The organism is Hydrogenovibrio sp. JE_KL2 (assembly GCF_009296185.1).
Lineage (GTDB): Bacteria > Pseudomonadota > Gammaproteobacteria > Thiomicrospirales > Thiomicrospiraceae > Hydrogenovibrio.
The window spans coordinates 105,079-131,995 of the sequence record NZ_WBJR01000005.1; the positions used below are offsets into that span (position 1 = coordinate 105,079).

At 46.9% G+C, this 26,917-nt stretch carries 25 protein-coding genes and 2 tRNA genes; 23 read left to right on the forward strand and 4 right to left on the reverse strand.

The window, feature by feature from the left end; translation table 11 throughout:
* Positions 1-2 precede the first annotated feature (2 nt).
* Positions 3-3,050, forward strand: coding sequence for an efflux RND transporter permease subunit (locus tag F8R13_RS09445; RefSeq protein ID WP_152833944.1), 3,048 nt, complete (start codon positions 3-5; stop codon positions 3,048-3,050).
* An 88-nt stretch (positions 3,051-3,138) separates the two neighbouring features.
* On the opposite strand, the gene F8R13_RS09450 is transcribed toward F8R13_RS09445, so the two are convergent.
* Complete coding sequence (locus F8R13_RS09450; protein ID WP_152833946.1) at positions 3,139-4,605, reverse strand: RimK family protein; 1,467 nt, start codon at positions 4,603-4,605, stop codon at positions 3,139-3,141.
* A gap of 216 nt (positions 4,606-4,821) precedes the next feature.
* Here F8R13_RS09450 and F8R13_RS09455 point away from each other — a divergent pair, with 216 nt between their 5' ends.
* From F8R13_RS09455 to F8R13_RS09550, 20 genes are all read left to right on the forward strand, one after another.
* Positions 4,822-5,949: a DUF2817 domain-containing protein gene (locus F8R13_RS09455; RefSeq protein WP_152833948.1), complete on the forward strand. Its 1,128-nt coding sequence runs from the start codon at positions 4,822-4,824 to the stop codon at positions 5,947-5,949.
* Positions 5,949-7,064 (forward strand): ribosomal protein S18-alanine N-acetyltransferase, encoded by a 1,116-nt coding sequence (gene rimI, locus F8R13_RS09460; protein WP_152833950.1) that lies wholly within the window; start codon positions 5,949-5,951, stop codon positions 7,062-7,064. Before F8R13_RS09455 ends, rimI begins: the two co-directional genes overlap by 1 nt.
* A 445-nt stretch (positions 7,065-7,509) precedes the next feature.
* Positions 7,510-8,925, forward strand: coding sequence for a form I ribulose bisphosphate carboxylase large subunit (locus F8R13_RS09465; RefSeq protein ID WP_152833952.1), 1,416 nt, complete (start codon positions 7,510-7,512; stop codon positions 8,923-8,925).
* 46 nt (positions 8,926-8,971) lie between these two features.
* A complete protein-coding gene (locus F8R13_RS09470; RefSeq protein WP_029910955.1) occupies positions 8,972-9,313 on the forward strand; it encodes a ribulose bisphosphate carboxylase small subunit in 342 nt (113 codons plus the stop codon).
* A 62-nt stretch (positions 9,314-9,375) separates the two neighbouring features.
* The gene (locus F8R13_RS09475) at positions 9,376-11,346 is read left to right on the forward strand and encodes a CsoS2 family carboxysome shell protein (RefSeq protein ID WP_152833954.1); all 1,971 of its coding nucleotides are present in this window, start codon (positions 9,376-9,378) and stop codon (positions 11,344-11,346) included.
* Positions 11,347-11,365: 19 nt separating this feature from the next.
* The gene (locus tag F8R13_RS09480) at positions 11,366-12,940 is read left to right on the forward strand and encodes a carboxysome shell carbonic anhydrase (RefSeq protein ID WP_152833956.1); all 1,575 of its coding nucleotides are present in this window, start codon (positions 11,366-11,368) and stop codon (positions 12,938-12,940) included.
* A gap of 14 nt (positions 12,941-12,954) precedes the next feature.
* Positions 12,955-13,227, forward strand: coding sequence for a carboxysome peptide A (locus tag F8R13_RS11735; RefSeq protein ID WP_029910952.1), 273 nt, complete (start codon positions 12,955-12,957; stop codon positions 13,225-13,227).
* On the forward strand, positions 13,208-13,459 hold the full coding sequence (locus F8R13_RS09490) for a carboxysome peptide B (RefSeq protein WP_152833960.1): 252 nt from the start codon (positions 13,208-13,210) through the stop codon (positions 13,457-13,459). Before F8R13_RS11735 ends, F8R13_RS09490 begins: the two co-directional genes overlap by 20 nt.
* Positions 13,460-13,500: 41 nt before the next feature.
* Positions 13,501-13,788, forward strand: coding sequence for a BMC domain-containing protein (locus tag F8R13_RS09495; RefSeq protein WP_152833962.1), 288 nt, complete (start codon positions 13,501-13,503; stop codon positions 13,786-13,788).
* Positions 13,789-13,818: 30 nt separating this feature from the next.
* Positions 13,819-14,112 carry a BMC domain-containing protein gene (locus F8R13_RS09500; RefSeq protein ID WP_029910948.1) on the forward strand — a complete coding sequence of 98 codons (294 nt, stop codon included), beginning with the start codon at positions 13,819-13,821 and terminating at the stop codon, positions 14,110-14,112.
* A 99-nt stretch (positions 14,113-14,211) separates the two neighbouring features.
* Positions 14,212-14,514: a BMC domain-containing protein gene (locus F8R13_RS09505; RefSeq protein WP_029910947.1), complete on the forward strand. Its 303-nt coding sequence runs from the start codon at positions 14,212-14,214 to the stop codon at positions 14,512-14,514.
* A 54-nt stretch (positions 14,515-14,568) separates the two neighbouring features.
* Complete coding sequence (locus F8R13_RS09510) at positions 14,569-15,117, forward strand: bacterioferritin (RefSeq protein WP_152833964.1); 549 nt, start codon at positions 14,569-14,571, stop codon at positions 15,115-15,117.
* Positions 15,114-15,374, forward strand: a complete 261-nt coding sequence (locus tag F8R13_RS09515) for a 4a-hydroxytetrahydrobiopterin dehydratase (protein WP_152833967.1) — start codon at positions 15,114-15,116, stop codon at positions 15,372-15,374. Before F8R13_RS09510 ends, F8R13_RS09515 begins: the two co-directional genes overlap by 4 nt.
* Before the next feature lie 11 nt (positions 15,375-15,385).
* The gene (locus tag F8R13_RS09520) at positions 15,386-15,670 is read left to right on the forward strand and encodes a hypothetical protein (RefSeq protein ID WP_152833969.1); all 285 of its coding nucleotides are present in this window, start codon (positions 15,386-15,388) and stop codon (positions 15,668-15,670) included.
* Between the two features lie 216 nt (positions 15,671-15,886).
* Positions 15,887-16,288: a hypothetical protein gene (locus F8R13_RS09525; RefSeq protein WP_152833972.1), complete on the forward strand. Its 402-nt coding sequence runs from the start codon at positions 15,887-15,889 to the stop codon at positions 16,286-16,288.
* Positions 16,289-16,292: 4 nt separating this feature from the next.
* Positions 16,293-16,901 carry an RdgB/HAM1 family non-canonical purine NTP pyrophosphatase gene (gene rdgB, locus F8R13_RS09530; RefSeq protein ID WP_152833982.1) on the forward strand — a complete coding sequence of 203 codons (609 nt, stop codon included), beginning with the start codon at positions 16,293-16,295 and terminating at the stop codon, positions 16,899-16,901.
* Positions 16,898-17,521, forward strand: a complete 624-nt coding sequence (locus F8R13_RS09535; protein ID WP_029910933.1) for a BMC domain-containing protein — start codon at positions 16,898-16,900, stop codon at positions 17,519-17,521. The genes rdgB and F8R13_RS09535 overlap by 4 nt, the downstream gene beginning before the upstream one ends.
* 53 nt (positions 17,522-17,574) lie before the next feature.
* A complete protein-coding gene (locus F8R13_RS09540) occupies positions 17,575-18,525 on the forward strand; it encodes a LysR family transcriptional regulator (RefSeq protein ID WP_152833984.1) in 951 nt (316 codons plus the stop codon).
* A 318-nt stretch (positions 18,526-18,843) separates the two neighbouring features.
* A complete protein-coding gene (locus F8R13_RS09545; protein WP_152833985.1) occupies positions 18,844-20,400 on the forward strand; it encodes an NADH-quinone oxidoreductase subunit L in 1,557 nt (518 codons plus the stop codon).
* Positions 20,397-22,856, forward strand: a complete 2,460-nt coding sequence (locus F8R13_RS09550) for a YbcC family protein (RefSeq protein ID WP_152833987.1) — start codon at positions 20,397-20,399, stop codon at positions 22,854-22,856. Before F8R13_RS09545 ends, F8R13_RS09550 begins: the two co-directional genes overlap by 4 nt.
* Positions 22,857-23,072: 216 nt before the next feature.
* Here F8R13_RS09550 and F8R13_RS09555 read toward each other — a convergent pair whose 3' ends face one another.
* A complete protein-coding gene (locus tag F8R13_RS09555) occupies positions 23,073-23,645 on the reverse strand; it encodes a chemotaxis protein CheW (RefSeq protein ID WP_216642624.1) in 573 nt (190 codons plus the stop codon).
* Entirely contained in the window at positions 23,645-25,489 is a 1,845-nt protein-coding gene (locus F8R13_RS09560) for a methyl-accepting chemotaxis protein (protein ID WP_152833989.1), read from the reverse strand. The genes F8R13_RS09555 and F8R13_RS09560 overlap by 1 nt, the downstream gene beginning before the upstream one ends.
* Positions 25,490-25,883: 394 nt before the next feature.
* On the opposite strand from F8R13_RS09560, the gene F8R13_RS09565 reads away from it, so the two are divergent.
* Positions 25,884-25,959, forward strand: a tRNA-Phe gene (locus F8R13_RS09565).
* Positions 25,960-25,963: 4 nt separating this feature from the next.
* Positions 25,964-26,047: transfer RNA gene (locus tag F8R13_RS09570), tRNA-Leu, on the forward strand.
* Between the two features lie 49 nt (positions 26,048-26,096).
* Here F8R13_RS09570 and F8R13_RS09575 read toward each other — a convergent pair.
* Positions 26,097-26,702 (reverse strand): response regulator, encoded by a 606-nt coding sequence (locus F8R13_RS09575; RefSeq protein ID WP_152833991.1) that lies wholly within the window; start codon positions 26,700-26,702, stop codon positions 26,097-26,099.
* Positions 26,703-26,917: the final 215 nt, after the last annotated feature.

The following is a 26,917-nucleotide window of genomic DNA, read 5'->3' on the forward strand; positions in this document are numbered from 1 at the left end:
TAATGATGCAGAAATGGAATCTATCGGAGTTAGCCGTTAGGCACAAAACACTGACGCTGTATTTCATTATCGTTTCCCTGATTATCGGCACGCTGGCTTTTTTCAAACTTGGGCGAGCGGAAGACCCGAGCTTTACGCTGAAAATGGCGGTGGTGTCTGCCAAATGGCCGGGAGCGACCCCTGAACAGATGCAGAATCAGGTCGCGGACTTGATTGAACGTAAGCTCCAGCAGATAGATTATTTCGACAAGGTGGAAACCACGGCAAGACCCGGCGAGGTCAATATGCTGGTGATGTTTAAGGACTATACGCCGCCTTCAAAGGTCGATGACCTTTTCTATCAGGTGCGAAAGCGCATGCTTGACCTGAACGGGCAATTTCCTAAAGGGGTGCAAGGCCCTTTCGTCAACGATGATTTCGCCGATGTCTATTTCACTTTATATGCGCTGACACAAGGCAATCTTTCTTATTCCGACTGGGTGAAAACCGCTGAATCGACGCGCAATGCGTTGTTGAAAGTGCCGGGTGTCGAGAAAGTGCGCCTGCTCGGAGAGCAACAACAACAGATTTCGATTGCGTTTGATACCCAAAAACTCGCCAAACTCGGCTTGACGCAATCACAGATTTTATCGGTATTGCCTCAGTACCAAACGGTGGTGGCTTCCGGGTTTATTGAAACACAAGGCCCAAGGGTTTATGTGCGTAGTAGTGCGATGGCTCAATCAGTCGATCAGCTTAAAAAGCTGCCAATCGCCGTGCAAGGACAAGTCATTCACCTAGGCGACCTCGCCAAGATTACCCAAGGGTTTGTTTCGCCAAGTCCCTATATTATCCGCAATGAAGGCAAACAAACATTGATGCTCGGCGTGGTAATGAAACCCGGCGGCAATGGGCAGGCATTGTCGGACAGCCTGAGTCGCTTTTCACAGCAATGGGAACACCATCTGCCGAAAGGCGTGAAACTGGAAAAAGTGACCAACCAAGGCGATGCTATTTCACTCGCGGTCAATACCTTCCAGTTGAAGTTCCTGATTGCCGTACTGGTTGTTATGGCAGTGAGTTTCCTGACGTTGGGGATGCGCGCCGGGGTGGTGGTTGCCTTGGCGATTCCGCTAACCTTGGCACTGACCTTTTTCCTGATGCAGTTGACCGGTAAGAACCTTGACCGTATCACCTTGGGGGCGCTGATTTTGGCGTTGGGGCTGCTGGTGGATGATGCCATTATCTCCATTGAAATGATGCTGGTGAAGATGGAAGAAGGCATGGCGCGCATTAAAGCAGCGGCTTTTGCCTGGACAGTGACCGCATCGCCCATGTTGTTCGGTACCTTGGTGACCATCATGGGGTTTGTGCCTATTGGCTTTGCGCAATCAAATGTTGGGGAGTACACCGAGAATATTTTCTGGATACTTGCATTTTCTTTGCTGCTGTCTTGGCTGGTGGCGGTGACGTTTACGCCTTACCTTGGTTATAAGCTATTGCCAGACCCGAAAAAACTGCATGCTGAACACTCACCGCCGCACAATGTGTTCAGTCGCCGTTTATCATCGATGGTGGTGTGGTGCGTGGGGAACCGCAAAAAGGTGGTGTTGATTACCGTCGCGCTTTTCATTTTGTCGGTGGTCGGTATGGCGACTAAGGTGGAAAAACAGTTCTTCCCGACCTCTGATCGCCCTGAACTTTTGATCGACATTAACCTGCCAGAAGGCACCAGCCAGCAAGTCACCAATGCCATGGCTTTGAAGGTTGAAAGCTATGTTAAGCAACAGCCGGAAGTCAAAACGCTATCAAGTTACATCGGGCAGGGCGCGCCGCGCTTCTTCATGGCGTTGAATCCTGAACTGCCGGATCCGGCCTTTGCCAAGATCATCGTGGTGACGAAAAATGCCGAAGAGCGCAAAAAGCTACGACATAGACTGGAAGCTTACGTGGAGCAAGGTCACTTCAGCGCGGCACGTGTGAGGGTGCATGCATTGCTTTACGGGCCGCCGGTTATTTGGCCGGTCACCTTCAGAGTGATGGGAGACAATGTTGATGAATTGCGCAAACTGGGTGAGCAGGTGCGTCAAATCATGGCGAAGAACCCGAACATTCGTACCGCGAATCTGGAGTGGGGCAATAAAACGCCAGTGCTTGATTTGCAATACAACTTGGATCGTATGGCGAAGTTAGGATTGACACCGGTCAGCTTGTCACAACAGCTACAAGGCGCTTTACAAGGCGAGATTCAAGCCGATGCGTTTGAAGGGACTCGTCGTATCAACTTGACGAGTTATTCCACACAAGCGCGCCAGGCATTGCTGTCTCATTTGAAGAGCGTTACCGTGGAAACCGCTCAAGGCAAAAAACTGCCTTTGGAGCAGGTCGCCACTGTCAAAATCGGTTTTGAAGACCCTGTGTTAAAACGCCGTAATCGTACGCCGTTCATCAACGTCAATGCCGAAGTGGAAGGCGCACAACCGCCGGATGTCACCATGGCGATCTGGAAAGAATTGCAGCCGATGATTAAATCGCTACCAGCAGGTTATCGTATAGAAATCGGTGGTTCGGTTGAGGAGTCTGGTAAGGCTCAAGCCTCTATCCAAAAAATGATGCCGGTGATGGTTTTCTTGATGGTGACGTTGATTATGCTCAATATGCAAAGCTTCCTTGGAACTTTCATGGTGCTGATTACCGCGCCACTTGGTTTGATTGGTGCGGTGGCCGCCATGCTGATTTTCTCCCAACCGTTCGGTTTTGTCGCCAACTTGGGGATGATTGGTCTGGCGGGGATTCTGATGCGCAATACCCTGATTCTGGTCGGGCAAATCAATGAAAACCAGAAACAGGGGATGGAAGCGAAAGATGCCTTGATTGATGCCACGTTACGACGTTCTCGCCCCGTGCTGTTGACCGCCTTGGCGGCGATATTGGCGTTTATTCCGCTCACCACCAATACCTTCTGGGGACCCTTGGCATTCGTGTTGATTGGCGGGATTGGTGTCGGAACCTTATTGACGCTGTTGTTTATCCCGGCACTGTACGCGCTGTGGTATCGCGTTAAGGTTTAAGCTTCGATGTTTACCCCAACCTAGCAGATTTTAAGCAAAAAACTACCAGGTTGGGGGGACGCGTTTGGTCGGGGTTATTCAATGTCGACTACTTGCCTTGTTCTTCCAAGCGTCGAAGGATTTCTTTCATGATTTCCAGATAAAGCTGTTCGCCAAGAAACAGGTCTTCCACCCCGGAATCAATGCTCGGGTTGTCATTGACTTCAATCACCACCACTCTGTCGCCGCTCTGCTTCAAGTCCACGCCATAGAAACCATCGCCAATCAATTTGGTGGCTTTCAGCGCGACATCAATCACTTTTTTCGGCGCTTCATAGGTTGGCAAGGTGTCGAAGTTGCCCGACTCGGTTTCCCCTTCGCCGTGGTTGTAAATCTGCCAATGTCCTTGAACCATGTAGTAGCGGCTGGCGTACAACGGCTTGTTGTTGAACACGCCGATGCGCCAATCGTACTCGGTGTACATATATTCCTGTGCGAGCAGCAGTGAAGACTCTGCCAACAAACGTTTGGCTTCAACTTCAAGCTCCTGTTCGTCCTTGACTTTGATGACGCCACGGGAAAAGGAACCATCCGGAATTTTCAACACCATCGGAAAGCCGATTTCCGTTGCCAATTCCTTTAAGTTGCTTTCGGTCGCTTGGCTGAGAATCAGCGTTTTCGGTGTCGGCACTTTGTGATTGCTCAATAAATCTGCCAGATACACCTTGTTGGTACAGCGCAAAATAGACGTCGGGTCGTCAATCACCACCAGTCCTTCCGCCTCTGCTTTCTTGGCGAACTTATAAGTGTGGTGATCGACCGAGGTGGTTTCTCGGATAAACAAGGCGTCGAACTCAGCAAGGCGGACATAGTCTTTCTTGGTGATAAACTCGGTGCTGATGCCTAAACTGTTCGCTGCCTTCACAAACTGCGCAAGCGCTTGCGGGTCGCTTGGCGGTAAAGGGTCGTCCGGGTTGGTCAAAATCGCCATGTCATAACGGTATTGCTTACGAGCCTTGGGTTTACGCCAAAGTTGCAAGCTGAACTGTTCGAATGCTTGCGCGAAAGCTTCCTGCTCGGCAGGATCGGTCAGGGATTTCAATGCCAAGGGTTTGATCTGTTTGATTTGCCATTGGTGTTTGAAAGTCAGCGTGATTTCCAGCAAAGGCGAAGGCAGTTTCTCGAAAATGAGTTGCGCCAATTTCGCCGTGCTTTTCTCGCCGGTTTTACCAAACCAGCAACGAAAGGTCATGGTTTCGCCTTCCTCTCCTTTTGGCAAGGACGACATCGCTTTCTGCGTGTTGTCGAGTAGCAGCTTGGAGAGTGACTTGTTGCCAAGGTTGTTGATGGTTGTTACTGACGGTAATACATGGTGGTTGCGGGCTTCCGCTAGCAACGAGCAATAGTATCCTGTTTTCAGGTAACGGTAATCACGACACAGGTTGATGACTCGGATGCGCTTTTTGGAGGATTCCTTGACGCGCTGCAAGTAGTCGTCAAACGTGATGACGTCGGGTGTAGGATAGTAGGGCTGCCAGTCTTTAAGGTTTTCGACGACAACGTAGAAATGACTCATGGGCTAATCTTCTCCTGAAGAAAAACGCGTAAATGGATTGGGTTGTTTGGTTGTAGCGAAGAAAATCGCACTAAAAAAGAGTTGTTAGATGTGCAAAATTTTACGCGCTTTTTTGCAAAATAAAATAGATAATTGCAAGGTAAACGCTAAAAGTTTTGAGGCGTTTTTTTCCAATATTTTCCGTTCGGTTTTTATCCCTTTTTCTTTGAGGTTTTCATGTCTCATCCGTTACTCGATTTACAAGCGCCGATGGTGTTGTCGGTTTTCAAAAATGGTTATTTGGATGCCCGCGAATGCTTTCAGCAGACACTGGCTGATATTCCGCAAGCTTTAATTCAGCAGGCGGAAGGTTTCGTGCATCCATTGACTGGACCCGCAGGTGAAGAGCTGGCTTGTGAAACCGCACTACTCAGCCAGAGCGAGCAACCGGAAACGATTTTGGTGGTGATTTCCGGTACCCATGGTGTAGAAGGCACAACCGGTTCGGCGATACAGGCGGACATCTTGCCTTTGCTGGTGGACGTGTTGCAAAAATCTGCCAGGTTGGGGGTGATGCTGATTCATGCGATGAATCCATGGGGATTTGCGTGGGTGCGCCGTGGCGATCACCAAGGGATAGACTTGAACCGAAATTTCATTGACTTCGACCAGCCGGTACCGATGAATGACGACTATGCGCAATACCAGAGTCAGTTGCATGAAGCGCGTTGGTTGGAAGTGTCTGATTTCAGTGATTTGTGGCAAGGGGTGCCATTTGCCGATTTCATCGAGCAGATTACGCGTGGGCAGTATCAAGATCCAACCGGGTTGTTTTACGGCGGTAGTGCGCCTAGCTGGTCGCGGCAGGTGCTGGAAACCATCACCCGCCATGCGGTTTTTGAATCTGCGCACAACATCAATGTCATCGACTGCCACACGGGGTTAGGGCCTTATGGTTATGGGGAAGTCATCAATGACCATTTTCCGAATACTGCCGGGTTTGACTGGGTGAACCGTCTGTATGGTGCGAATGCCTGCGCGGCGTTGTTGGGAGAATCCTGCTCGGCACCAAAATCCGGGCTGATTGACTACCATTGGCAAAAAGTGATTGGCGGCCGAGGGTGTTTTGTCACCTTGGAGTTTGGCACCTACTCGGTGGATAAATTGATTAGTGAGCTATTGAGAGAACAGATTTATCAAAACACGCTCCCCGAAGGGGTGGAGAGAAATATCAAGGCAGAGCCGGTCAGGCTGATGCAGGCGTTCTTTTACCCAAGAGAAGCCAGTTGGCAGCAGCAGGTGTTGTTTCGTGGTAGACAAGTGGTGAATATGGCGTTGCTAGGTGTGTTGGGGAGTGGGCAATAATGTCTGACAATCAAACGTTAATCCGGCCTGCGATTCCGAAGGATTTAGATGCGTTGCTGCGGTTAGAGCAGGTATGTTTCACCGAAGACCGTTTATCACGCCGTAGTTTTGTCAACTTGCTCAAGCCCGGGCCGCATAGTTGTTTGGTGCTGGAGCAAGCAGGAGAACTCTTAGGTTATGTCCTGATGCTTTATCGCACGGGAACCCAGTTGGCGAGACTGTATTCGATTGCCGTGCATCCGCAACAGCAAGGAAAAGGCTTTGCCAAACTGTTGTTGGAAAGTGCCGAAAACGAGGCTGAAGAGCGTCAATGTGTTTACCTGAGGTTGGAGGTCAAAGTCACCAATCAGGCGGCGTTGAAACTCTATGAACAGCGGGGTTACAAACACCTGAATCGTATCCCCCAGTATTATGAAGATGGTGAAGATGCGTTCCGCATGGAAAAACGGTTGGTGGCGAAAGCCCTGAAAACCATGCCACCGAAACCCTATTACGAGCAAACCACCGACTTCACTTGTGGCCCGTCATCTTTGATGATGGCGCTCAAGACTTTAAAACCTGACTATGAAATGTCTCGCGCCGAAGAGTTGCAGATATGGCGCGAAGCCACCACCATTTTCATGACTTCGGGTCATGGCGGTTGCTCGCCGCATGGTTTGGCGCTGAGCGCTTGGCGGCGTGGTTTGAAAGTGCATCTCTATACCAATAGAGAAGGCGTGCCTTTTGTGGATGGCGTGCGGGACGAGCATAAGAAAGCGGTCATTGAGTTGGTGCATAACGACTTTATTCGACAGATTGCCGAAACCGATATCGCCTTGAGCGTCAAACAACTTGAAGCGCAGGACTTGATGGATATTTTGGGGCAGGGTTTGTCGGTGCTGGCGTTGATCAGTACTTGGCGGTTGAATCGCAACAAAGCACCGCACTGGGTTTATGTCACCGCGGCGGATGAAGGGTTTGTCTATATCAATGATCCGGATCACAATGACCAGCCGCACCTTAGCCAGACGGACTTTCAGCAGATTCCCATTACTCGCAAGATGTTTATGGAAATGGCACGATTCGGTCAGCAAAAGCTTCGGGCAATCTTGGTTTTGTCATCAGACGAAGTATGATCTATAGCGTTTTCTAATGCATGGAACGCCTGTTACTGGGATTTTCTATTTGTTTTTATTCATCATTTGGTAAAAAATTTTCTTAACGTGATGTGATTCCAGTCGTGCAATTTGATGTTTTTTTAGGCAGATTTTTGCACTGTTAAGTTGTGAAATTGTCATGCAAGCGACAATAAAAATTGTCGTCGATAGAGACTTTTTTTCAAAAAAAATTTAAAAACCGCAAAAAAAAATCACAAAAAATCACGCACTTTTGACGTAATTATCCTTTTGAATCTATGGATTGATTCTCTTTCCAAATCAATAGGTTATCTTTATTCGGCTTCGTATATATATAGAGGTCGCTCAATCTTTTCTATCGTTTCTTTCAATTAGTCAATAGGTTGGCTTGTTCATAACATTGCACTTGAATTTATTTCAACTCCAAAAACAAGGAGAGCATTTTATGGCAAGTAAAACGTTTGACGCTGGTGTACAAGATTACCAGCTGACTTATTGGACACCAGACTACACTCCTCTAGATACAGATCTATTGGCGTGTTTCAAAGTTGTCCCACAAGAAGGTGTACCGCGTGAAGAAGCAGCAGCGGCTGTAGCGGCAGAATCATCAACTGGTACTTGGACGACAGTTTGGACTGACTTGTTGACAGACATGGAGTTCTACAAAGGTCGTGCGTACAGAATCGAAGACGTACCTGGTGATAAGAACGCATTCTATGCATTCATCGCTTACCCACTAGACCTATTTGAAGAAGGGTCTGTGGTTAACGTATTGACTTCATTGGTTGGTAACGTATTCGGATTTAAAGCGGTTCGTTCTCTTCGTCTTGAAGATTTGCGTTTCCCAATGGCATTTATCAAAACTTGTGGTGGACCACCATCAGGGATCCAAGTTGAGCGTGATAAGTTGAACAAATACGGTCGTCCTATGTTGGGTTGTACTATCAAGCCAAAACTAGGTCTTTCAGCTAAGAACTATGGTCGTGCGGTTTATGAGTGTCTTCGTGGTGGTCTAGATTTGACCAAAGATGATGAAAACATCAACTCTCAACCATTCCAACGTTGGAGAGATCGTTTTGAATTCGTAGCAGAAGCAGTAGACAAAGCAACAGCGGAAACGGGTGAGCGTAAAGGTCACTACTTGAACGTTACTGCAGGGACTGTTGAAGAAATGATGAAACGTGCTGAGTTCGCTAAAGAACTAGGTCAACCAATCATCATGCATGACTTCTTGACTGCTGGTTTCACTGCGAACACGACTTTGGCTAACTGGTGTCGTGAGAACGGTATGTTGCTTCACATTCACCGTGCAATGCACGCCGTAATCGACCGTAACCCTCTTCACGGTATTCACTTCCGTGTATTGGCTAAGTGTCTACGTTTGTCAGGTGGTGACCACCTACATACAGGTACGGTTGTTGGTAAGTTGGAAGGTGACCGCGCTTCTACGCTAGGTTTCGTTGACCAACTTCGTGAATCTTTCGTTCCAGAAGATCGCTCACGTGGTGTTTTCTTCGACCAAGATTGGGGTTCAATGCCAGGTGTTATGGCGGTTGCTTCAGGTGGTATCCACGTATGGCACATGCCAGCATTGGTTAACATCTTTGGTGATGACTCAGTTCTTCAGTTTGGTGGTGGTACACAAGGTCACCCAGGCGGTAACGCTGCTGGTGCGGCTGCTAACCGTGTTGCGTTGGAAGCTTGTGTTAAGGCACGTAACGAAGGTCGTGATCTAGAAAGAGAAGGTGGAGACATCTTGAGAGAAGCTGCTCGTACGAGTAAAGAACTGGCAGTAGCTCTAGAAACTTGGAAAGAGATCAAGTTCGAGTTCGATACCGTTGACAAATTGGACGTTCAATAAGAGCGTTCAGAGCTAGATTGATCCTAAAAAATACAAGGAGATTAAGATGTCAATTCAAACAGATGATTACCGTACAAAGTACACACTGGAAACGTTCTCGTTCCTTCCAGAGTTCACGGCTGATGAAATCTACGACCAAATCGTTTACATCATCAACCAAGGTTGGACGCCTGCTCTTGAGCATGAAGCGCCTGAAGCTGCTTCTTCTCACTACTGGGGTATGTGGAAACTTCCAATGTTTGGTACACGTGATCCAAATGCGGTACTGGCTGAAATCGACCAATGTCGTGCAGCTTACCCAAATCACATGATTCGTTTGATCGGTTATGACAACTACACTCAGTGCCAAGGGCATAACTTTGTAGTTTACCGCCCTCGCGGAATGTAATTCGCACGGAACGAATAACGAGTGATTAAACGAGTCATAAAGACGAAATAGGAGGCTTTAGCATGAGTAACAATGCTCAAAGCGGTCGAGCTGCAGCCATTGCGCGCCGCAAAGCACAGGTAAAAGGAAAGGGTGTTCAAGCATCGGCTACTCCGGTAGCGACGCGTGAAACAGCACCTGCGCCAGAACCGATTGTGATTGCGACAGCACCTACGCCTTCGCAGCCGTCTCGTCCTCGTCGTGAAGTGTCTTCAGCTGCATCTGCTCCGGCATCAGCAGCGGGACGCGAAGCAGCGAAGCAGAAGAGACAGCAGCAGAAGAGTGGGAAAAGCGCAACACAAGCAGCAAAGCCGACGCCTCACCCTAAGACTAGAGCAAAGCAACAGTCTGAAGAGCCGATTGTCGAACCTCGTCAGACTAGATCGGAACAACCAGCCAAGCGACAAGAGCGTCGTACGGCAGTAAAACCGGAAGCTACAGTGCAATCCAGCGGTCGTCTTCAATCGAAGGCATACCGTCAGGCACAAGTGAAAGGTAAGGTTGGCCAAGCTGCGTTCAAATCTAAGGGCGGTAGTCAGTCAGGAGCCAAAGCGAAGCTAGCCAACCCGGACGCTTCTTCACGCGAAATTGCGAAGCAAATTCGTGCTGAGCAATGTTCGCGAGGCAAAGTCTGTTCAACAGGCGCTTCGAGACCAACTCGTCCACCAAGAAACGCAGAGTTGCCACAAAAAGTTGGCGAGTCTGAAACCCTAAGTGGTCAAACCGTTTCTGGTACACAAGTGGGTCAAGGCAAGAAAAAAATGACAGGTGCAGAAACCGGTGCATGTCAATTGGTAAGCGGTACAGAGTACTTGGGTGCTGAAGAGTTCAACAATAACTGTAGTTCTCAGCCAGCGGCCAAACCTGCCAAAGTGACGCAAACACAAACCACTCGTGGGCAGATTGTTAGCGGTTCAACAGGCGTAGGTCGAGCTGAAAAAATGACAGGTAATGAACCTGGCACTTGTTCAGCAGTAACGGGTACAGAGTATTTACCAGCGGATCAAGGCCAAGCGTTTTGTGGCACAGCCCCTGTAAAAGCTAAGGCAGCCGGTTTCTCGGTAATGTCTCAGCCAGCACAGAAAAGCGGTGGAAAAATCACTGGTGGCGATAGTCGTAAGTCTCAATCGACAACGATTAAACCGACAACACCAGCGAAAGCACCACAAAAGGTAATGTTTTCGCAAACTGCAAAAGGCAATACCACGACTGGAACACAAGTTGGTCGATTGGAAACAGTAACTGGGGGCGACAAAGGCGCCTGTAAATCAGTCACTGGAACTGGTTACCAAAGTGTGGAAGAGGCAGAAACGCTATGCAAGATGCCTGCAGTCGATACAGCAACAAAGGTAACGGCTTCTGGAACTCGCGGTGGACAGAAAGTAACTGGTGATCGCAGCGGTGCATACTACGGTATGACTGGTGCGGAAGCAGGTGACTGTCAAGCGATTACAGGAACGCCATATACCGGTTCGGAACAATCTCAATTTTGCTCGGTAGATCAGCAAAATGAGATGAAGGTACGCCAACCAAGAGGGATGAATCCTTCTATCTCAGGTGTACAGCCAGGGCCAGTAGGTCTAACCGGTGCGCAGAAGGGTGCATGTGAATTGGTAACAGGAACCTATTACCAAGGAACTGATCAGACAGCTATGTTGTGTGGTCCTTCAAGCGCAGCTCAGCCAGGGGAGTCGGATTTTCCGATGACAATGGCACAAGCGGCAGCAGAACCAATGGTTGAAGATCCGGCTGAACAAGGTACGAAAATTACCGGTGACGGCTGGGACAGAGGCTCAAAAGTGACAGGAACAGATGGTCCTTGGGCGGCGCAGCGTAACGCGTCAATCAAAGGCTCTACGAGACAGTCACCGATGGGTGCAGCACAGTTCAACGCTGGCGTGATGGGTGAAGTACCTATGAGTCCGATTACCGGTTCATCTGGTAACACGGAAACGGGTGCAAAAGTTACCTTGTCCGGTGGTGCAAGAGCTTAACTAGAAATTGGGTGTATTGATGAACAAGTTGAAACAAACACATCGTCAAAGGTCATTGTTTTGGAAGCCGATTGCTCCAAACCCTCAATGGCTACAAAAACAGGCGCAACCACAAACTGCTCATGGTGCGACTGAGATTGTAGCTGAGGATAGAGTTCAAGCTTCGATGACATTGGCGGGCACCCATGCTTTGGTTAACGAAGCACAAAACGAATTGTTGCGTCGCTACGAAGTTGACATCAAAGCACGTTTCGATGATATCGAAGGTGTTCTGAAAGAGATTTTGGCGCAACAAGGCAAAACGGATTTTGCGGGTTGGGCTAACCAACAACTATTTGCAAAGTTGGGTGTAACGCTGACAGAAGAAGAATGGTTATCTGGATTGAATATGCAATCACAGAAAGCGTTTCAGACGCTGTATGCCAAAACCCTCTTTGCACAATTTTTAAGAATGTCGGAAGACTTCTATATCAATGATCCTCTTGCGGGTCAGAGAACTCAAGAAGCCGAACGCATTTTTAGACAAGCGGGATTCCACGCAGTAGGTGTTGCACCTTGTGCGGATGGGCGTCTTGCACATTTGATTAGTTATGTACTCAGACTGCCTTACGATGCGGTCAGAAGAAAGGCCCATGCGGGTGCTTTGTTCGACATCAGCGAAAGTGTTAGAAACTGGGTGTTTATAGAACACACGCGGTTCAGAGAAGGTAAGCCAAATTCGGCTGAAGAACCGACGCGTTACTTAAAGATTGCGGTGTATCACTTTTCGAAAGCCGACCCAACACATCAGGGTTGTGCAGCACACGGGAGTGATGACCAAAAAGCAGCGGAGGCTGCATTAACAAAACTCAAAGATTTTAGACAGGCAATTGAAAACCGTTTCGGTTGTGGGTCAACCGTTCAAACCTTGTTGATTGGTATGAATACCGATGATGACAGTTTGAAGATCCATATTCCGAACGAACAAGGCAAGGTGTGTTTGAACCGCTTTGTTGAAACCGACAAGTTATATCAGCAAGCGGCTGGTTTGTCGGCAGAACAGGCAAAGCAGGCGATTGAGAAAGTAATCGATGATTGTAATCTCAACCAAAGCTCAACCGCACCGCAGCCTGGCGTGAATGCGCTGATTGCTTGGTTGATTGCGAATAACTTTTCGCAGATTGCATACGTCAATCGCTATGAAAACGGTTGTTACAGCGATATTGGCCATGCAGAAAGGTTTATTGGGGTGGGTAATGGCTTTGATGAAGTGCAACTTCGCAATCTGAGCTATTACAGCTTCCTTGATACGGTTGAAGAAGGTGTGAATGACGTGGATGTCGGTATCAAGATCTTTAAAGGTCTGAATGTCAAAAAAGGCTTACCGATTCCAATCATCGTTCGCTGTGATTATGACGGACGTGTTCCAGGCTCTAAAGATAGAGCGGAAGCAAAAGCCATACGCATAGAGAAAGCTTTACATAACCGTTATCAGGAGTTGTCGGTATCAGGCTTGTTACAAACCATGCCGACCCTAAGAGATTTTACCGGTTGTCAGCCGGCAGAAAAACTACCCAACCTGGCAGATTCTTCTGCCTCGCAAAGAACCGCTTAGAAAGGAGGTTAAGGGTGAAAATTTTTAAAGTCGACAAGACATTGGTTTCCACCAGCCGCATCTCAATGATGGAGCACAAACCTCTACTGGTGGTCCGTGAGAAAGATGGTGGTACCCCTCAGGTTGCAGTCGATCCGATCGGTTGCAAGCCTGGAGACTGGGTCTTATGTGTCGGGAGTTCCGCTGCACGTGATGCAGTAGGGATTAAAGGTTATCCCAGTGATCTGACGATTGTCGGGATTATTGATAAGTGGGAGATGCCGGAAGATGGAAATTCATCAAGTTAAACAAGCATTGGTATTGACCAGTCGTTTGGAAGACTTGGGGCATTTACCAATTAAGGTTTTAAAAAGTGTATCTACCGGCGCCATCTTAGTGGCAATGGACCCGATAGACGTTAAGCCAGGTGATTGGGTTTTTACCATCGCCAACTCCGCCGCAAGAGATGCAGCGGGAGACAAACGATTATTAACGGATTTAACGGTTGGCGGCATCATCGATGACTGGCAGCCAGAATAGAAGTAAGTTTTAAAAAAGTCAGCAACTCAAAGGAGAAAGTTATGAGTGATTACGGTATTGCGTTAGGCATGATCGAAACCCGCGGTTTGGTGCCTGCAATTGAAGCAGCGGATGCAATGACTAAAGCAGCAGAAGTTCGCTTGGTAAGCCGTGAGTTCGTTGGTGGTGGTTACGTAACAGTTATGGTACGTGGTGAAACCGGTGCGGTCAACGCAGCAGTACGTGCAGGAGCAGATGCTTGTGAACGTGTTGGAGACGGTTTGGTAGCGGCGCACATCATCGCTCGCCCACACAAAGAAGTTGAACCAGTTTTAACAATTGAGAAATAAGTTAGTTCTTTATTTAGAAGGAGAAAGGCTATGAGTACGGAATATGGTATTGCTTTAGGCATGATCGAAACCCGTGGTTTGGTACCTGCGATTGAAGCGGCTGATGCGATGACAAAGGCAGCGGAAGTACGTTTGGTAAGTCGTGAGTTCGTTGGTGGTGGTTACGTAACAGTCATGGTACGTGGCGAAACCGGTGCGGTCAACGCAGCAGTACGTGCAGGAGCAGATGCTTGTGAACGTGTTGGAGACGGTTTGGTAGCAGCGCACATCATCGCTCGTCCACACAAAGAAGTTGAGCCAGTTTTAACAATTGAAAGCAAATAATTCGAACGCTCTAAACCTCTGAAAATGCAACGCCCCGAAACGTTGTGTTTTCAGAACTAAGAGCGGTCAAAAACTTATACCTCATTAAGGAGAAATGTTATGAGTGAATACGGTATTGCATTGGGTATGATCGAAACCCGTGGTTTGGTTCCAGCTATCGAAGCAGCAGATGCGATGACAAAAGCAGCGGAAGTACGTTTGGTTAGTCGTGAGTTCGTTGGTGGTGGTTACGTAACAGTCATGGTACGTGGCGAAACCGGTGCGGTAAACGCAGCAGTACGTGCAGGAGCAGATGCTTGTGAACGTGTTGGTGACGGTTTGGTAGCAGCGCACATCATCGCTCGCCCACACAAAGAAGTTGAACCAGTTTTGACAATTGGTAACGGTGCAACCCGTAGCTAATTGGAATGTGAGGGTTAATTCGTTAACCCTCGATGTTGAAGTTAGGAGGGAAACATGCGTTATTCACCAAGAATGCCCGGTTCGGTGATGCCAGGAGCAGGCGCATACCCACAAGTTCCTCAAGCTCAGACGGTTGCTGCAAACAGCCAGATTCTTGGGTACTTGGGTAGAGCACTGAGCCTGGAGTTTTCGGCCGGTCAGCATTACCTCGCACAGGCTTCTCTGGCGAAATTTCGTCAAGAAATTGCATATGCCGAAAATTTTATCACTTTGGCAAATGAAGAATTTCAACACGCTAATTTGATTACCGATCGTATGGTGGCACAAGGCGCCCTTCCTGCGGGAAGCGTTCTTCGTCCAGCTGGACCGGCAACCAATATGGTTGAAGCGCTTAGAAGTTGCGAAGAGAGAGAAGTTGCGTTGATTCAACTTTACTCTGAAGCTTCACAATACTGCGCTAATTTTGGTGCGCATGAAGATTTGATGTTATTCAATCGACTGCTTGAGGAAGAGCAATCTCAGTTGATGAGAGTGCAAACCTGGTTGGATGAGTATTATCGATCTTTAACCATGCAGCAACAGCCACATAGGAGCTTTGTATGAATGAACGCTGGAAAATGAAAAGCAAACCAGCCAGCCTAGAAGCTCGGTTTGAGTTTGATAATTTTGAGAACTTGAGAAGTTTCTTAGATGATTTGGCCGAACAAGCCGATCAGCTGGAGCATCATCCAAACATCAGTTTCGGAAGAGAGCACGTCTCAGTGATTATCTATTCGCAAGCTGATGAACTCCAAGAAGTAGATTACTCCTTGGCGAAAGGCATGGATGAAGCTTACCAGCGTTTTTCAAACAATTCTTAAGGAGGTTGTATATGACCGCACAGAATACGAACAAGCCAGCTGCTGCAAAACGTCCTGCAGCGCAAAGCAAGTCCACAGCGAGCACCGCCAAAAGCAGTGCGGCTAAACCAGAAGCCAAGTCTAGCGTTCAAGCAAACGCTCAGACAGCCAAGGTTGAAACTGCAAAGTCCGCTACCGAAACCGCGACAGTAGAAAAAAAGGTATCTTCTCCTGCACCCAAAGCGGAACAGTCGGCATCGGCACATATTGCAGACCAGATTAAAAGCTTTTCTCGTAGACGAGTTTGGCCGGATTAATTCACCTCTTATGGCATTAGGTCTTTGTCATAGTTAGGCAGACTGTGGTCTGCCTTTTTTTTACCTCTTTTTAACAGGGTGAAACATTGAAGGCTGGGGATTCAAGCACTCAATCATAGACATATGTCTATGACAGGTATTTGTAATTCAATTTGTTCTAAATGATTGGTTTCCCTATTATTTAAACAAATATAAATTCTTGGAAGGTCGGTTGAAGTGATTGGTTGGATTGAAAAAGAAGATGGCCGCGAAGAAAAGTGGCACTTCAAGACAGAAAAACAGCAGATAGAACCGAATGTAGCCGATCAATCGGTGTTGTCGCTTGATGGTGATGAAAAGATGATCCAGATTTTGGCGACAAATGACCTACAGGAAAAGATTATTTGCGTGTTGCAGAGCAATGGCTTAGAGAACTATATCGTTCACGATGAAGAAGTTCCTATGGCTAATATGCAACTGCAGGACGAAGAATTTGAAAATAGATTGGTTTTCATGGTCGCGGTCAAGGCAGAAGCCTACTCGAAGCTTAAGGCAGACCTGAACCAGTCTTTGACTAAAGCAGAACAGGAAAATATTTCATGCTCGGAAGCCTTGTTCCAAATTCGTTTGGAGGATTAACCAAATGATGGTTTTGGCGACAAATAACCCGCACAAGGTGGCTGAAATTTCTCCGATGATTTTCTCGGAAGGGTTTGATTGCCGACCACAGCAGTCTTTTTTCCATGGTAGCGTCGAAGAAGACGGTATGAGCTTTATGGAAAATGCTTTAAAGAAAGCGAGATATGCGAGTGCGCAAACTGGATTGCCGGCAATCGCCGATGATTCCGGTTTGGAAGTTGAAGCCCTAAGAGGCCAACCTGGCATTTTTTCCGCGCGTTATGCAGCGGGCACGGCCGGTGAAGCTTCTGATGAAGAAAACGTCGAGAAGTTATTGCAACAAATGACAGGGCTACCTTATGCACAGCGAAAAGCACGTTATAGCTGTGCGGTAATTTATGTAGAGCATGCAGAAGATGCGATGCCGTTAGTCGGTATCGGGCATTGGTATGGAGAGATTTTAATGCAGCGAAGAAGTGGCCAGGGTATTGGTTACGATGATGTGATGTGGATACCGAATTTGGTAAAGGCTGTATCGGAGGTTCCTTTGGAAATCAAAAACCGAATCAGTCATAGGGCGCAAGCTGTCCAGTCGGTATTGAATCAATTAAAACAAAAGGGGCAGCCAGCATGATCGAGTTGCGTACTTATGTATTTTTGGATTCGCTACAGCCACAACTAGCATCTTACATGGCAACGGCTTCTTTGGGCTTCTTGCCGGTACCGGGCGATTCTTCGCTGTGGATAGAGGTTGCCCCTGGGATGGCGGTTCACCGCATGTCGGATATTGCTTTGAAAGCATCGAATGTCCGCCTAGGTCAGCAGATTGTCGAGCGTGCTTACGGTTCGATGGTTGTCCATCACCGTGACCAAAGCGATGTGTTGGAAGCGGGTCAAAAGATTTTGAACCACCTCAATACACGAGAATTCGACCGTCAGAAATGCGTGATCATGTGGAATGAGATTATCCGCGGCGTGACAGCTGACCATGCAACCCTTATCAACCGCGATAACCGTAAGGGATCGATGATTTTGCCGGGCCAAAGCATGTTTATCATGGAAACGGAACCGGCAGGGTACATCATTCTGGCAGCGAACGAAGCGGAGAAAGCCGCCAACGTCACGCTTGTAGAAGCGAGAGCGGTCGGTGCTTATGGACGTTTGCTGATGTGTGGAAAAGAATCCGACATCAATGAAGCTGCAAGAGCGGCAACAGAAGCCTTAGAGCGACTGACTTGCCGCGGCGAAGCATAAAGAATTTTTAATAAGGTATCTCCAGGTTATCGGAGTCAAAATAGGGTGATGTTATGAGTGATGTTTTACCACCACAAAATAACTTTTTAATCAGGCATGCGACTTTAAGGCAAATCCAAGTATTTGAGTCGGTCGCACGCAACTTGAGCTTTACCCGAGCGGCAGAAGAGCTATACCTAACGCAACCCACCGTATCGGCACAGGTGAAAAGTCTGGTCGAGGCGATTGGTATGCCTTTGTATGAACAAATCGGTCGAAATATTTACTTAACCGAAGTCGGTAACCAGGTGGCTTGTAGCTGTAGAGAGGTTTTGAACCACTTCTCTAACCTTGAAATCATGTTGGACGATTTTCGTGGTATGAAAAGAGGTCGCTTGAGTGTGTCGGTTATGACCACGGCGAAGTACTTCATGCCGATCGCATTAGGAAAGTTCTGTAAGAAGTATCCTGATATTGATTTGAAAATGACCATCGCCAACAGAGAGGCTTTGATTAAGCGAATCAACCAAAACCTGGATGATTTATATATCTTAGGGCAGATTCCGCCAAGCAATATGGATTTGGAAGTGCATCCGTTTGCACCGAATCCGTTGATTATCATTGCCAATAAGAATCACCCTTTGGTAGGTAAAAAAGTCAGCTTGAAGCGCTTGTCCAAAGAGCCCTTTATTATGCGAGAAGAAGGTTCCGGTATCAGAATGACTATCGAGAACATGTTCGCGGAAAAAGGGCTGAAGATCAACGAACGCTTGACGATGAACAGCAATGAAGACATCAAGCATTGCGTTGTGGGTGAGCTTGGAGTCGCATGTGTTTCCAAACATGCGCTTTATCTTGAAAAGCGTGAAGGGCCTATCGTGGAACTTGATGTAGAAGGGTTTCCGATAGAAAAGCAGTGGAACATCGTTTACCCGGCGGGTAAAGAGCGTTCATTGCTGGCGGCGGCTTTCCTCGACTTTTTGAAAGAAGAAGGAACCAACTACATTCAACTTGAAGGGTTATAACCCTAATCAACAGCGTTCAAACGCGTCGGACTTGCTCTGATTGAGTGTTTGAACGCTCTCATCATTGTTTGCTTTTCCCTTATTTTCATTTGCCTGTTTTCAGACCAGTGAAGATGCTTTCCTGCCTGATATTTTTTTGCTGGAAGCCGCTTCTGGCAACCATTTCAAATAGTCTATGGATAGCATACGATTTCCCAATTTTTCATTCATAACAACTTCCCATAATATTTAAATTGAATTTTTAAGTCAGTTTTTCTGACCATCAAATGGTTTTGTGACGTGTTGTCAAAAACCACGTTTTAGATGAAAGGAGTTTTTATGAGCTTGCAATGGATCGGAACCTTGTTGACCTGGTTTATACCATTAAGCTTATTCGCGGTTGCCATGATGAACGAAAGAAAAGCGCGTTGGCAATTGGCACGCGGTGTCAGCCTAATGGGATTGGTCGTGGCAGTTTTCTTAGGAATCTCGCTGTTTTTCGGTTGGATTTCATTAGACGGTAGCGAACGCTGGACCATTACGTCGCCTGCCAGTTTGCTTGTTTTGGGGCTGGTAAGTTTTATCGGCTTTATCAATGTCGGTTATTCCCGTGTTTATATGTCGGGAAACACCGAAGAGGAAAAACGCTATTTGAGATGGCTGTTGGTGACACTTGGCAGTGTATTGACGGTGGTTATCACCAACCATATGTTGGTTTTGGTTGCCGCTTGGATCGCCATCAGCTTCAGTCTGCATAGATTATTGGTGTTTTTTCCAAATCGCCAAAGAGCGGCATTGGCTGCACACAAGAAGTTTATCTTTGCCAGAGTGGCGGAAGCCTTTTTATTAGCAGCTATTTTGATTCTTTACTATCAGCACGGTACCTGGTTTATCAGCGATATCCGCGAACAGTGGCTGCACAACCCTGCGCTGAGCCAAGCCGATAAGGTGGCGGCATTCATGTTGGCTGCGGCGGCATTGGTTAAGTGTGCGCAATTGCCATTGCATGGTTGGTTGATTCAAGTGGTTGAAGCACCAACACCAGTTTCCGCGTTGCTGCATGCCGGGATTATTAACCTGGGTGGTTACCTGTTGATTATCTTCGCACCGCTGATTATGGCTTCGGATGCCGCACAGTGGTTGTTGCTGATTGTCGGTGGGATTACCACGGTATTGGCGGCATTAATCATGATGACGCGTGCTTCGATCAAGGTTAGATTGGCCTGGTCGACCATGTCGCAAATGGGACTGATGCTGGTTGAGTGTGGTCTAGGCTTATTTGAGTTGGCGTTACTGCATTTGATTGCCCACTCATGCTACAAGGCCTACGCTTTCTTGAATTCCGGTTCGGAAGTGGATTCCAGCCTAAAACGCAGATTGTCTTTGTCTGAAACACCAAGCCTAAAAGAGTGGATTGGTGCAGCATTGGCATCTTTTGTATTGGTCTATGGTTTTGTCGCCTTGGCTGGCTTGTCAGGTCCTTACAGCCCATGGTTATTGTTGGGGGTTGCCTTGACCTTGTTGATTGCTGAGCGTAACGGGAAGCACAAAATCGTTTCTTTTCTCGATATGTTCTCGCTGGCAGCGGCACTGCTATTTATTTACTTCATTCAAAAATCTGGCGTTGGATTCATTTTACCGCCGATGGAAGCCAGTCTTGGTTGGGTAGGAGACCTGTGGATCAGTCTGCTGATTGTTTTTTTCGTATCAGGTTATCTACTGGTTCGCTATCAAGCCGATAGCCCTTCGGTCATTAAGTTTAGACGTGCGCTTTATGCCGGGTTCTATCTTGACGAGTGGGTGACTCGAATGAACTTAAGACTTTACCCGACTCGTTTGCCGATGAGAGTCCAGCCTAAGAAGCTGCAAATTCCGAAAGAGGAGTTATATCAATGATGCGTTCAATACGAAAATCGAAAGCGGATGCGAAGACGATTTTGGCACAACCCGTTGAGTCTCATTTGTCTGACAATCAAAAACAAGCGGTGATGAAGGCTTGCGAGCTGATCGCGCCGACATGGCCGCTGGATGAGTTGATTGCCGTTAACCCTTGGTGGGAAATGCGCGACATGCCCTTTACCAAGGTATCGGCAAAGGTCAGTGCGTTGAGAAAAGCGCAATGCTTGATGCCTAAGTCCTATTTTCAGGAAGTTTGGATGGAAACTTTGTTGCCGGATCATTTAGAACAGGCGGCACAGGATTTAGGCAAAGACTTTTCGGTTGAAACCCTAGAGCGTTATTTGATCGAAGATGACGAACGTTCGCACTGGCACAATATCAGTGACTTGGTTGACAGTGGCCGTGACAGAAAATACAAAATGGCTTGGCGTGATGAAATTACGCATCAGGTCAGTCAGTTCTGTGCCGACTTTTTCCGTTTCAAAGAGAATGAAGGCTGCTATGGTAGAACCTATAGCGGGCTGTATTCAGAGTGGTTGGGGACTACCCGTCAAGACATGGGAATAGAAATCCTTATGGCGGAAGATGGTTTGACCCAGCACTTTTTAGATTTGCCGGAAGAACCAGAAACACTATTGGCAACGGCTTTGGTTGAGTTGCGCGTGTCGGATGACGTCGTCACCGACTATATGCAAGCCTTGTTGATGGATGTAAACGGTTGGGCGTCTTGGGTTGCCTATTTGCGCTGGCAAGACCGTCTCAGCGGTTATGACAACCAGTTGATGATTGAGTTCCTGGCGATTCGCGTTGCTTGGGAGCTGGTCTTGTGGCGCCATCAACGTGATAGGGATCGCAGTGTTTTCAATGAATTGAAAGTCATGTGGCTACACCAGATGAACATTCTTCCAGAGTTGATCAGAATGCATGAAGTGGCTCAGGAGAAGTTGTGGGTTTGGCAACGCGCCAGTGAAATTGCCTATCAGACCAATGTCAGCCAACAGCTGAAACATTCGTCGGATAGAGCGGAGTCTGAAACACCTTCAGAAGCTCAAACGGTTTTACAGGCGGCGTTCTGTATTGATGTGCGTTCGGAAGTTATCCGTAGAGCGTTGGAGAGCCAGGATGCCCGCATTGAAACCATCGGGGTGGCAGGGTTCTTCGGCTTGCCGATTGAGTACCACCCGGTTGGGACGGATGTGTCTCGTCCACAATTACCAGGATTGTTGAAGTCCGGCATCAAGGTTTCACCATTGCTGCCTGAGCTGACCAAACAAGACGCCAGCGCCAAGCTTAACAAAAAAGCGCGTTGGATTGAATGGGGCAATGCTGCGCCGGCAACTTTCAGTATGGTTGAGGCAACCGGCTTGATGTATGCCTTCAAACTGTTGCGAAATAGTTTGTTCCCGCATGACTACGAGCATCCGGTCAACCATTTACCGACGTCTGACAGTTTTGAGTTGACCCAAGATGAAGCTGAGCTTTCAAATGAGCAAAAAGCTGATTTGGCGGCAGGCATTTTGACCGCAATGGGCTTGGATCGTCATTTTGCCGAAACGGTGCTTTTGGTCGGTCATGGCAGTAGCAGTTGCAACAACCCTCATGCTGCTGGGCTTGATTGCGGTGCTTGTGGTGGTCAGACTGGCGAAATCAATGTTCGCGTATTGGCTTTCCTGCTTAATGACAGTGCGGTACGTGAGACCTTGAAGAAAAAAGGGATTGTGATTCCTGACAACACGCGCTTCATTGCTGCGATGCATAACACCACAACGGATGAATTCACGTCATTCGGTTCGGAAAAAGTGAGTGAAACCGTTAAGAAATGGTTGTCTCAAGCGACGGTGTTGGCAAGGCAGGAGCGCGCGATTCGTTTGGGGTTGTCGCATCTTGAGCAAAACGAAGTCCATGCGCGCATCAAACGACGTGCCAAAGACTGGTCTCAAGTGAGACCGGAATGGGGTCTTTCCAATAACGCCGCCTTTATCGTTGCCCCAAGACATCGTACCCGACATGTGAACTTTGAAGGGCGAAGCTTTTTGCATGATTATGACTGGCAGCAGGATAAGGATTTGTCTTTGCTGACACAAATCATGACCGCACCTATGGTGGTAGCGAACTGGATCAACCTTCAGTACTACGCTTCGGTTTGCGATAACTTGGTTTATGGTAGCGGTAATAAGGTATTGCACAACGTTGTGGATGGCTGTATTGGTGTTTTCGAAGGAAATGGTGGCGACTTGAGAATCGGTTTGCCGCTTCAATCCTTGCACAACGGAAACACTTGGATGCACGAACCTCTGCGTTTGAGCGTTTATATTGATGCACCATTGGAAGCGATTGCCGAGGTGGCAGCAAACAATGAGGTGGTCCGTCAACTGATCGATAACGAATGGCTTTACTGCTTCTGTTGGGATCGTGACGGTTCTGTCGAAAGGTTCTTAAGCTCGAAAGCTTAAGGCTGGTCTATGACTAGAAGGGCGCCTGCTCTTCTAGTTTTCTTTTCTATTCTTAAAACGATCAGTTGTCAGCGTTTTGCGCTGCACATCATTTTATGGAATTCATTCATTGTGAATCATAGGGCTAAAACAAGCCAGTAATACCAGCAGGTAACACAAGCAACCCAACCTGGCAGATTTTGGAGATGCAATGAAAAATCTACCAGGTTGGGGTGGTTATGCTTGTGCAAGGTTTGGCGTTTCCTCGGTGAACGCCTCTAAATAGTTAAAAATCCCTTGTCCTAAAAGCGCGTCGACATTCAGGACGATGACCATCAGGTCTTCATGATCCTGTTTGTGCAGGTTGGCGACGCCCTGTATATATAGCTCATTGATGCCTTCCGATCCTTGAAAAGAAGGCACGCGCTGCAAGGTTGTCATATTGATGTTTTCCACATCACTGACACCATCTACCACCAAGCCAACGGTTTTGTAGTTTCCCGCTTCATCCTGTTCCATCGACATTCTGGTGATAATGACGACGGTCGTTTCATCATAGGTGGCCTTGCCTATCTGAAAACGGTTCCGCAGGTCAATTATCGGTACGATGGCGCCACGAATGTTGATGACGCCCTTGATGAAATTAGGCATCTCCGGCAATAGGGTGGTTTTTTCCCAGCCTCGGATTTCCTGCACCCTGAGAATGTCCAATCCATAGAGTTCATTACCGAGAATGAAGGTTAAGAACTGGATATGAGAGGGTGAGTTCTCTTCAGTGATTTGGTTGTCTAAGTTATGCATTGTGTCCATTAGAATTCTCCCCATTCATCACTGTTGGTTGGTGCGCTGGCCGAAGGTGCTTGCTTAGCAATCGCTTTGACCGGAGCTGCTGGTTTTGCGTCTGCTTTTTTTGGCAAACGGGGCGCATGCTCAATTTCGACACCGGTTCTGAAAAACGACATATCATGACTCAATTGGTTGGCCTGATCACTCATACTTTCTGCTGCGGCAGAAGTTTCTTCTACCAAAGCGGCATTTTGCTGAGTCACTTCGTCGATTTGAGAAATCGCCTGGTGTACTTGGCTGATACCGGTTGCCTGCTCGGAAGATGCCTGTGCAATGTGCCCGACCATTTGTGTGATGGATTCAATGGCAGCATTGATGTTGCCCAACATCTCACCTGATTCGCTTGCTAGAGTTGAACCTTGTTTCACTCTGTCCGAGGTTTCATCAATCAATTTTTTGATGTCCTTAGCGGCCTCAGCAGACTTTTGTGCCAATGAGCGAACTTCGCCGGCTACCACCGCAAACCCGCGACCATGCTCGCCAGCTCTAGCCGCTTCAACAGCTGCGTTAAGTGCCAATAGGTTGGTTTGGAAAGCGATACCGTCAATCAAGGTGACGATTTCAGCAATCTTATGGCTCGATTCTTCAATGGCATTCATGGCATCAATGGTCATGCTCATGACTTCAGTACCTTCGTTCGCTTTTTTCTGAGCTTCAGAAGACACTTTGGAGGCATTTTGCGCATTTTCGGTGTTTGCTTGCACCGCAGAGTTCATTTGATCCATGGTGGCACTGGTTTCCTCAAGTGCTGCCGCTTGTTGCTGTACACGCTCACTCAAATCAAGCGCACCTTGTTTAACTTCATCCGAAGCATCAGAAACAAACTGTGAAGAGCTGATCGCACGTACAATTACATCCTGAAGTTTTTCGGACATGTCTTGAATGCTAGAAGTCAGAGATTCAATCTGCGGTCTAAACATGCTGACTTGTCTGTCATCAAGATGTTGCTTCATACGAGCGGTTAAATCACCTTCAGCAAAGTTTTTCAATACATTTCCGGCATCATCAATAACGTTCTTAAGTAATAGCGTGTTTTCGTTTTTGCTTACGTCTACCGCGTATTTGATGACTCTGACTGGCTTGTCGTTATTATCAAAAATCGGGTTGTAACTCGCTTCTAACCAAATATCGTCGCCCTGTCTGGTAATACGCTGAAACGTTCCTGATTTATACTGTCCAGCTTTAAGATCTTGCCAAAATTTTCTATATTCATTACTTTCAGCATAATCCGGTTTAACGAACAGTCTGTGATGTTTTCCTTGGATTTCATTCAATTGATAGCCCATTGCAGACATAAGGTTATCGTTGGCATTAATGATGTTTCCGTCCAAATCAAACTCAATCACCGCCATCACTCTGTTGATGGCATCAATTTGACCCTGGTTGCTGATTTCCTGTTGTACTTTATCCGTCACATCCGAAGCGACTTTTACAACTTTATAGGCTTTGCCTTGTTCATCAAATAAAGGCGTATAAGACGCTTCAAGCCAGATTTCTTTGCCGTTTTTATCCAAACGTTTAAATCTGCCGGAAACAAATCGACCTTCTTTAAGGGTGCGCCAGAATTTTTGGTAGTCCGGGTGATTGCTTTCTTCTGCACTCACAAACATACGGTGATGTCGGCCAACTAAATCTGCCGCTTGGTACCCCATAGCCTGCAAGAAATTTTCATTCGCTTTCAGGATGTTGCCATCAATATCAAACTCAATCATGGCTTGAGAACGGTTAATGGCATCAATTAATGAGTTTTGTTCAAATATGGTTGATTTTGCATCGCTTATTTGATCTTTGTATTTTTGGCAGAACATGATTTATACCTCTCGGTTTAGCTTGCCTCTATGAATAAATAGCTTTAAAAACCTATATTTAAGTTTTTTATGCATTTCTTGAGGAGAATTCTATCATGCAAAAAGTTCAAATAAAACCTTTTTGTTCAAATAATTCGTTTTTATTTAATTTGGGTACGAAAAACAGATAAAGTTTATTAAAGTGGGAGGTGTTAGCGAAGTTAGTTTGAATAAAAAAGCCTGCATAATTAGGAGGGTATTTGGCTTGGTTGAGGGTGATAAAAAGCGATTTTCATGCAAGACTGAACCTATTCGAGAATAAACGAATTTGGTTTCTAAAAGATATTTTGAATAATTTTGAAATTGTATTTGACAGTCTTTAAGGCCATCTCTATAATACGCAAATTCAAAAAACGGCCACATAGCTCAGTCGGTAGAGCAAAGGATTGAAAATCCTTGTGTCCCTGGTTCGATTCCAGGTGTGGCCACCACATTGCGAGCGTGGTGGAATTGGTAGACACGCCAGATTTAGGTTCTGGTGCCTTTGGTGTGAGAGTTCGAGTCTCTCCGCTCGCACCACATTCGAAGCCCGAGTAGTTTTCTACTTGGGCTTTTTTATGCCTGTCGTTCAGGCATTATTCGATTTCAGGTTGTATTCGTAGCTGATGAAGCTACGAATAATATCGGCTTGAATCGGTTTATGGATGACCACGACATCTTCGGGAAGACGCGTTCGATCTATCTCATTCTGAGGAACTGCAGTGACCACGATAATAGTGGTGTTCGCTGTCTCTTCGTTACTACGTAGTGCCTTGAGCATATCGTATCCATCCATGTTTGGCATCATGAGGTCGGCAAAGATAATCTGAGGCTGTATTTTGCCAATCATCATCAGTCCTTCGTAGCCGTCTTTTGCGACATGGATAAATATGTCCAAATTCAACCTTTGTATGATGCTGCTAATCAGTTGTTGGGTAAGTGGGTCATCATCAACAATCATTACTTTAAAGCGTTTATTAGGGTGGCTTTGAGAAGAGACCTCGGCTTCATTACTTGATGGTTTATTAAACTCTTGTATATAGTCGTTAATAGACGAGCGAAGCAATCTTCGATGACCTCCGGGCGTTTTCCAGGTTTTTAGGATGCCTTCGTCTGCAAGGCGTTTAACGACTGTTTTTGAAACGCCTATGATCTCACAGGCTTCGGTCGTGGTTATGTATTCGTTAGGCTGCATATTTATTGTCTTTTTTGTTTATGAGTACGTAGGGGTATTTTATTCATTTTGTTCGTATTGTGCAAATAATTTAATATTGTTGCTTTCATTGGGCGTATAGCGGAGTATTTACGCAAATAAGTTCTTGACTCAATGGCTTCTAATTTGGTGCAAATTTAAGAAATATTAGTTAGTAATTCTTATTATTTTGATTTAACTGATTGTTAAATTAGGTT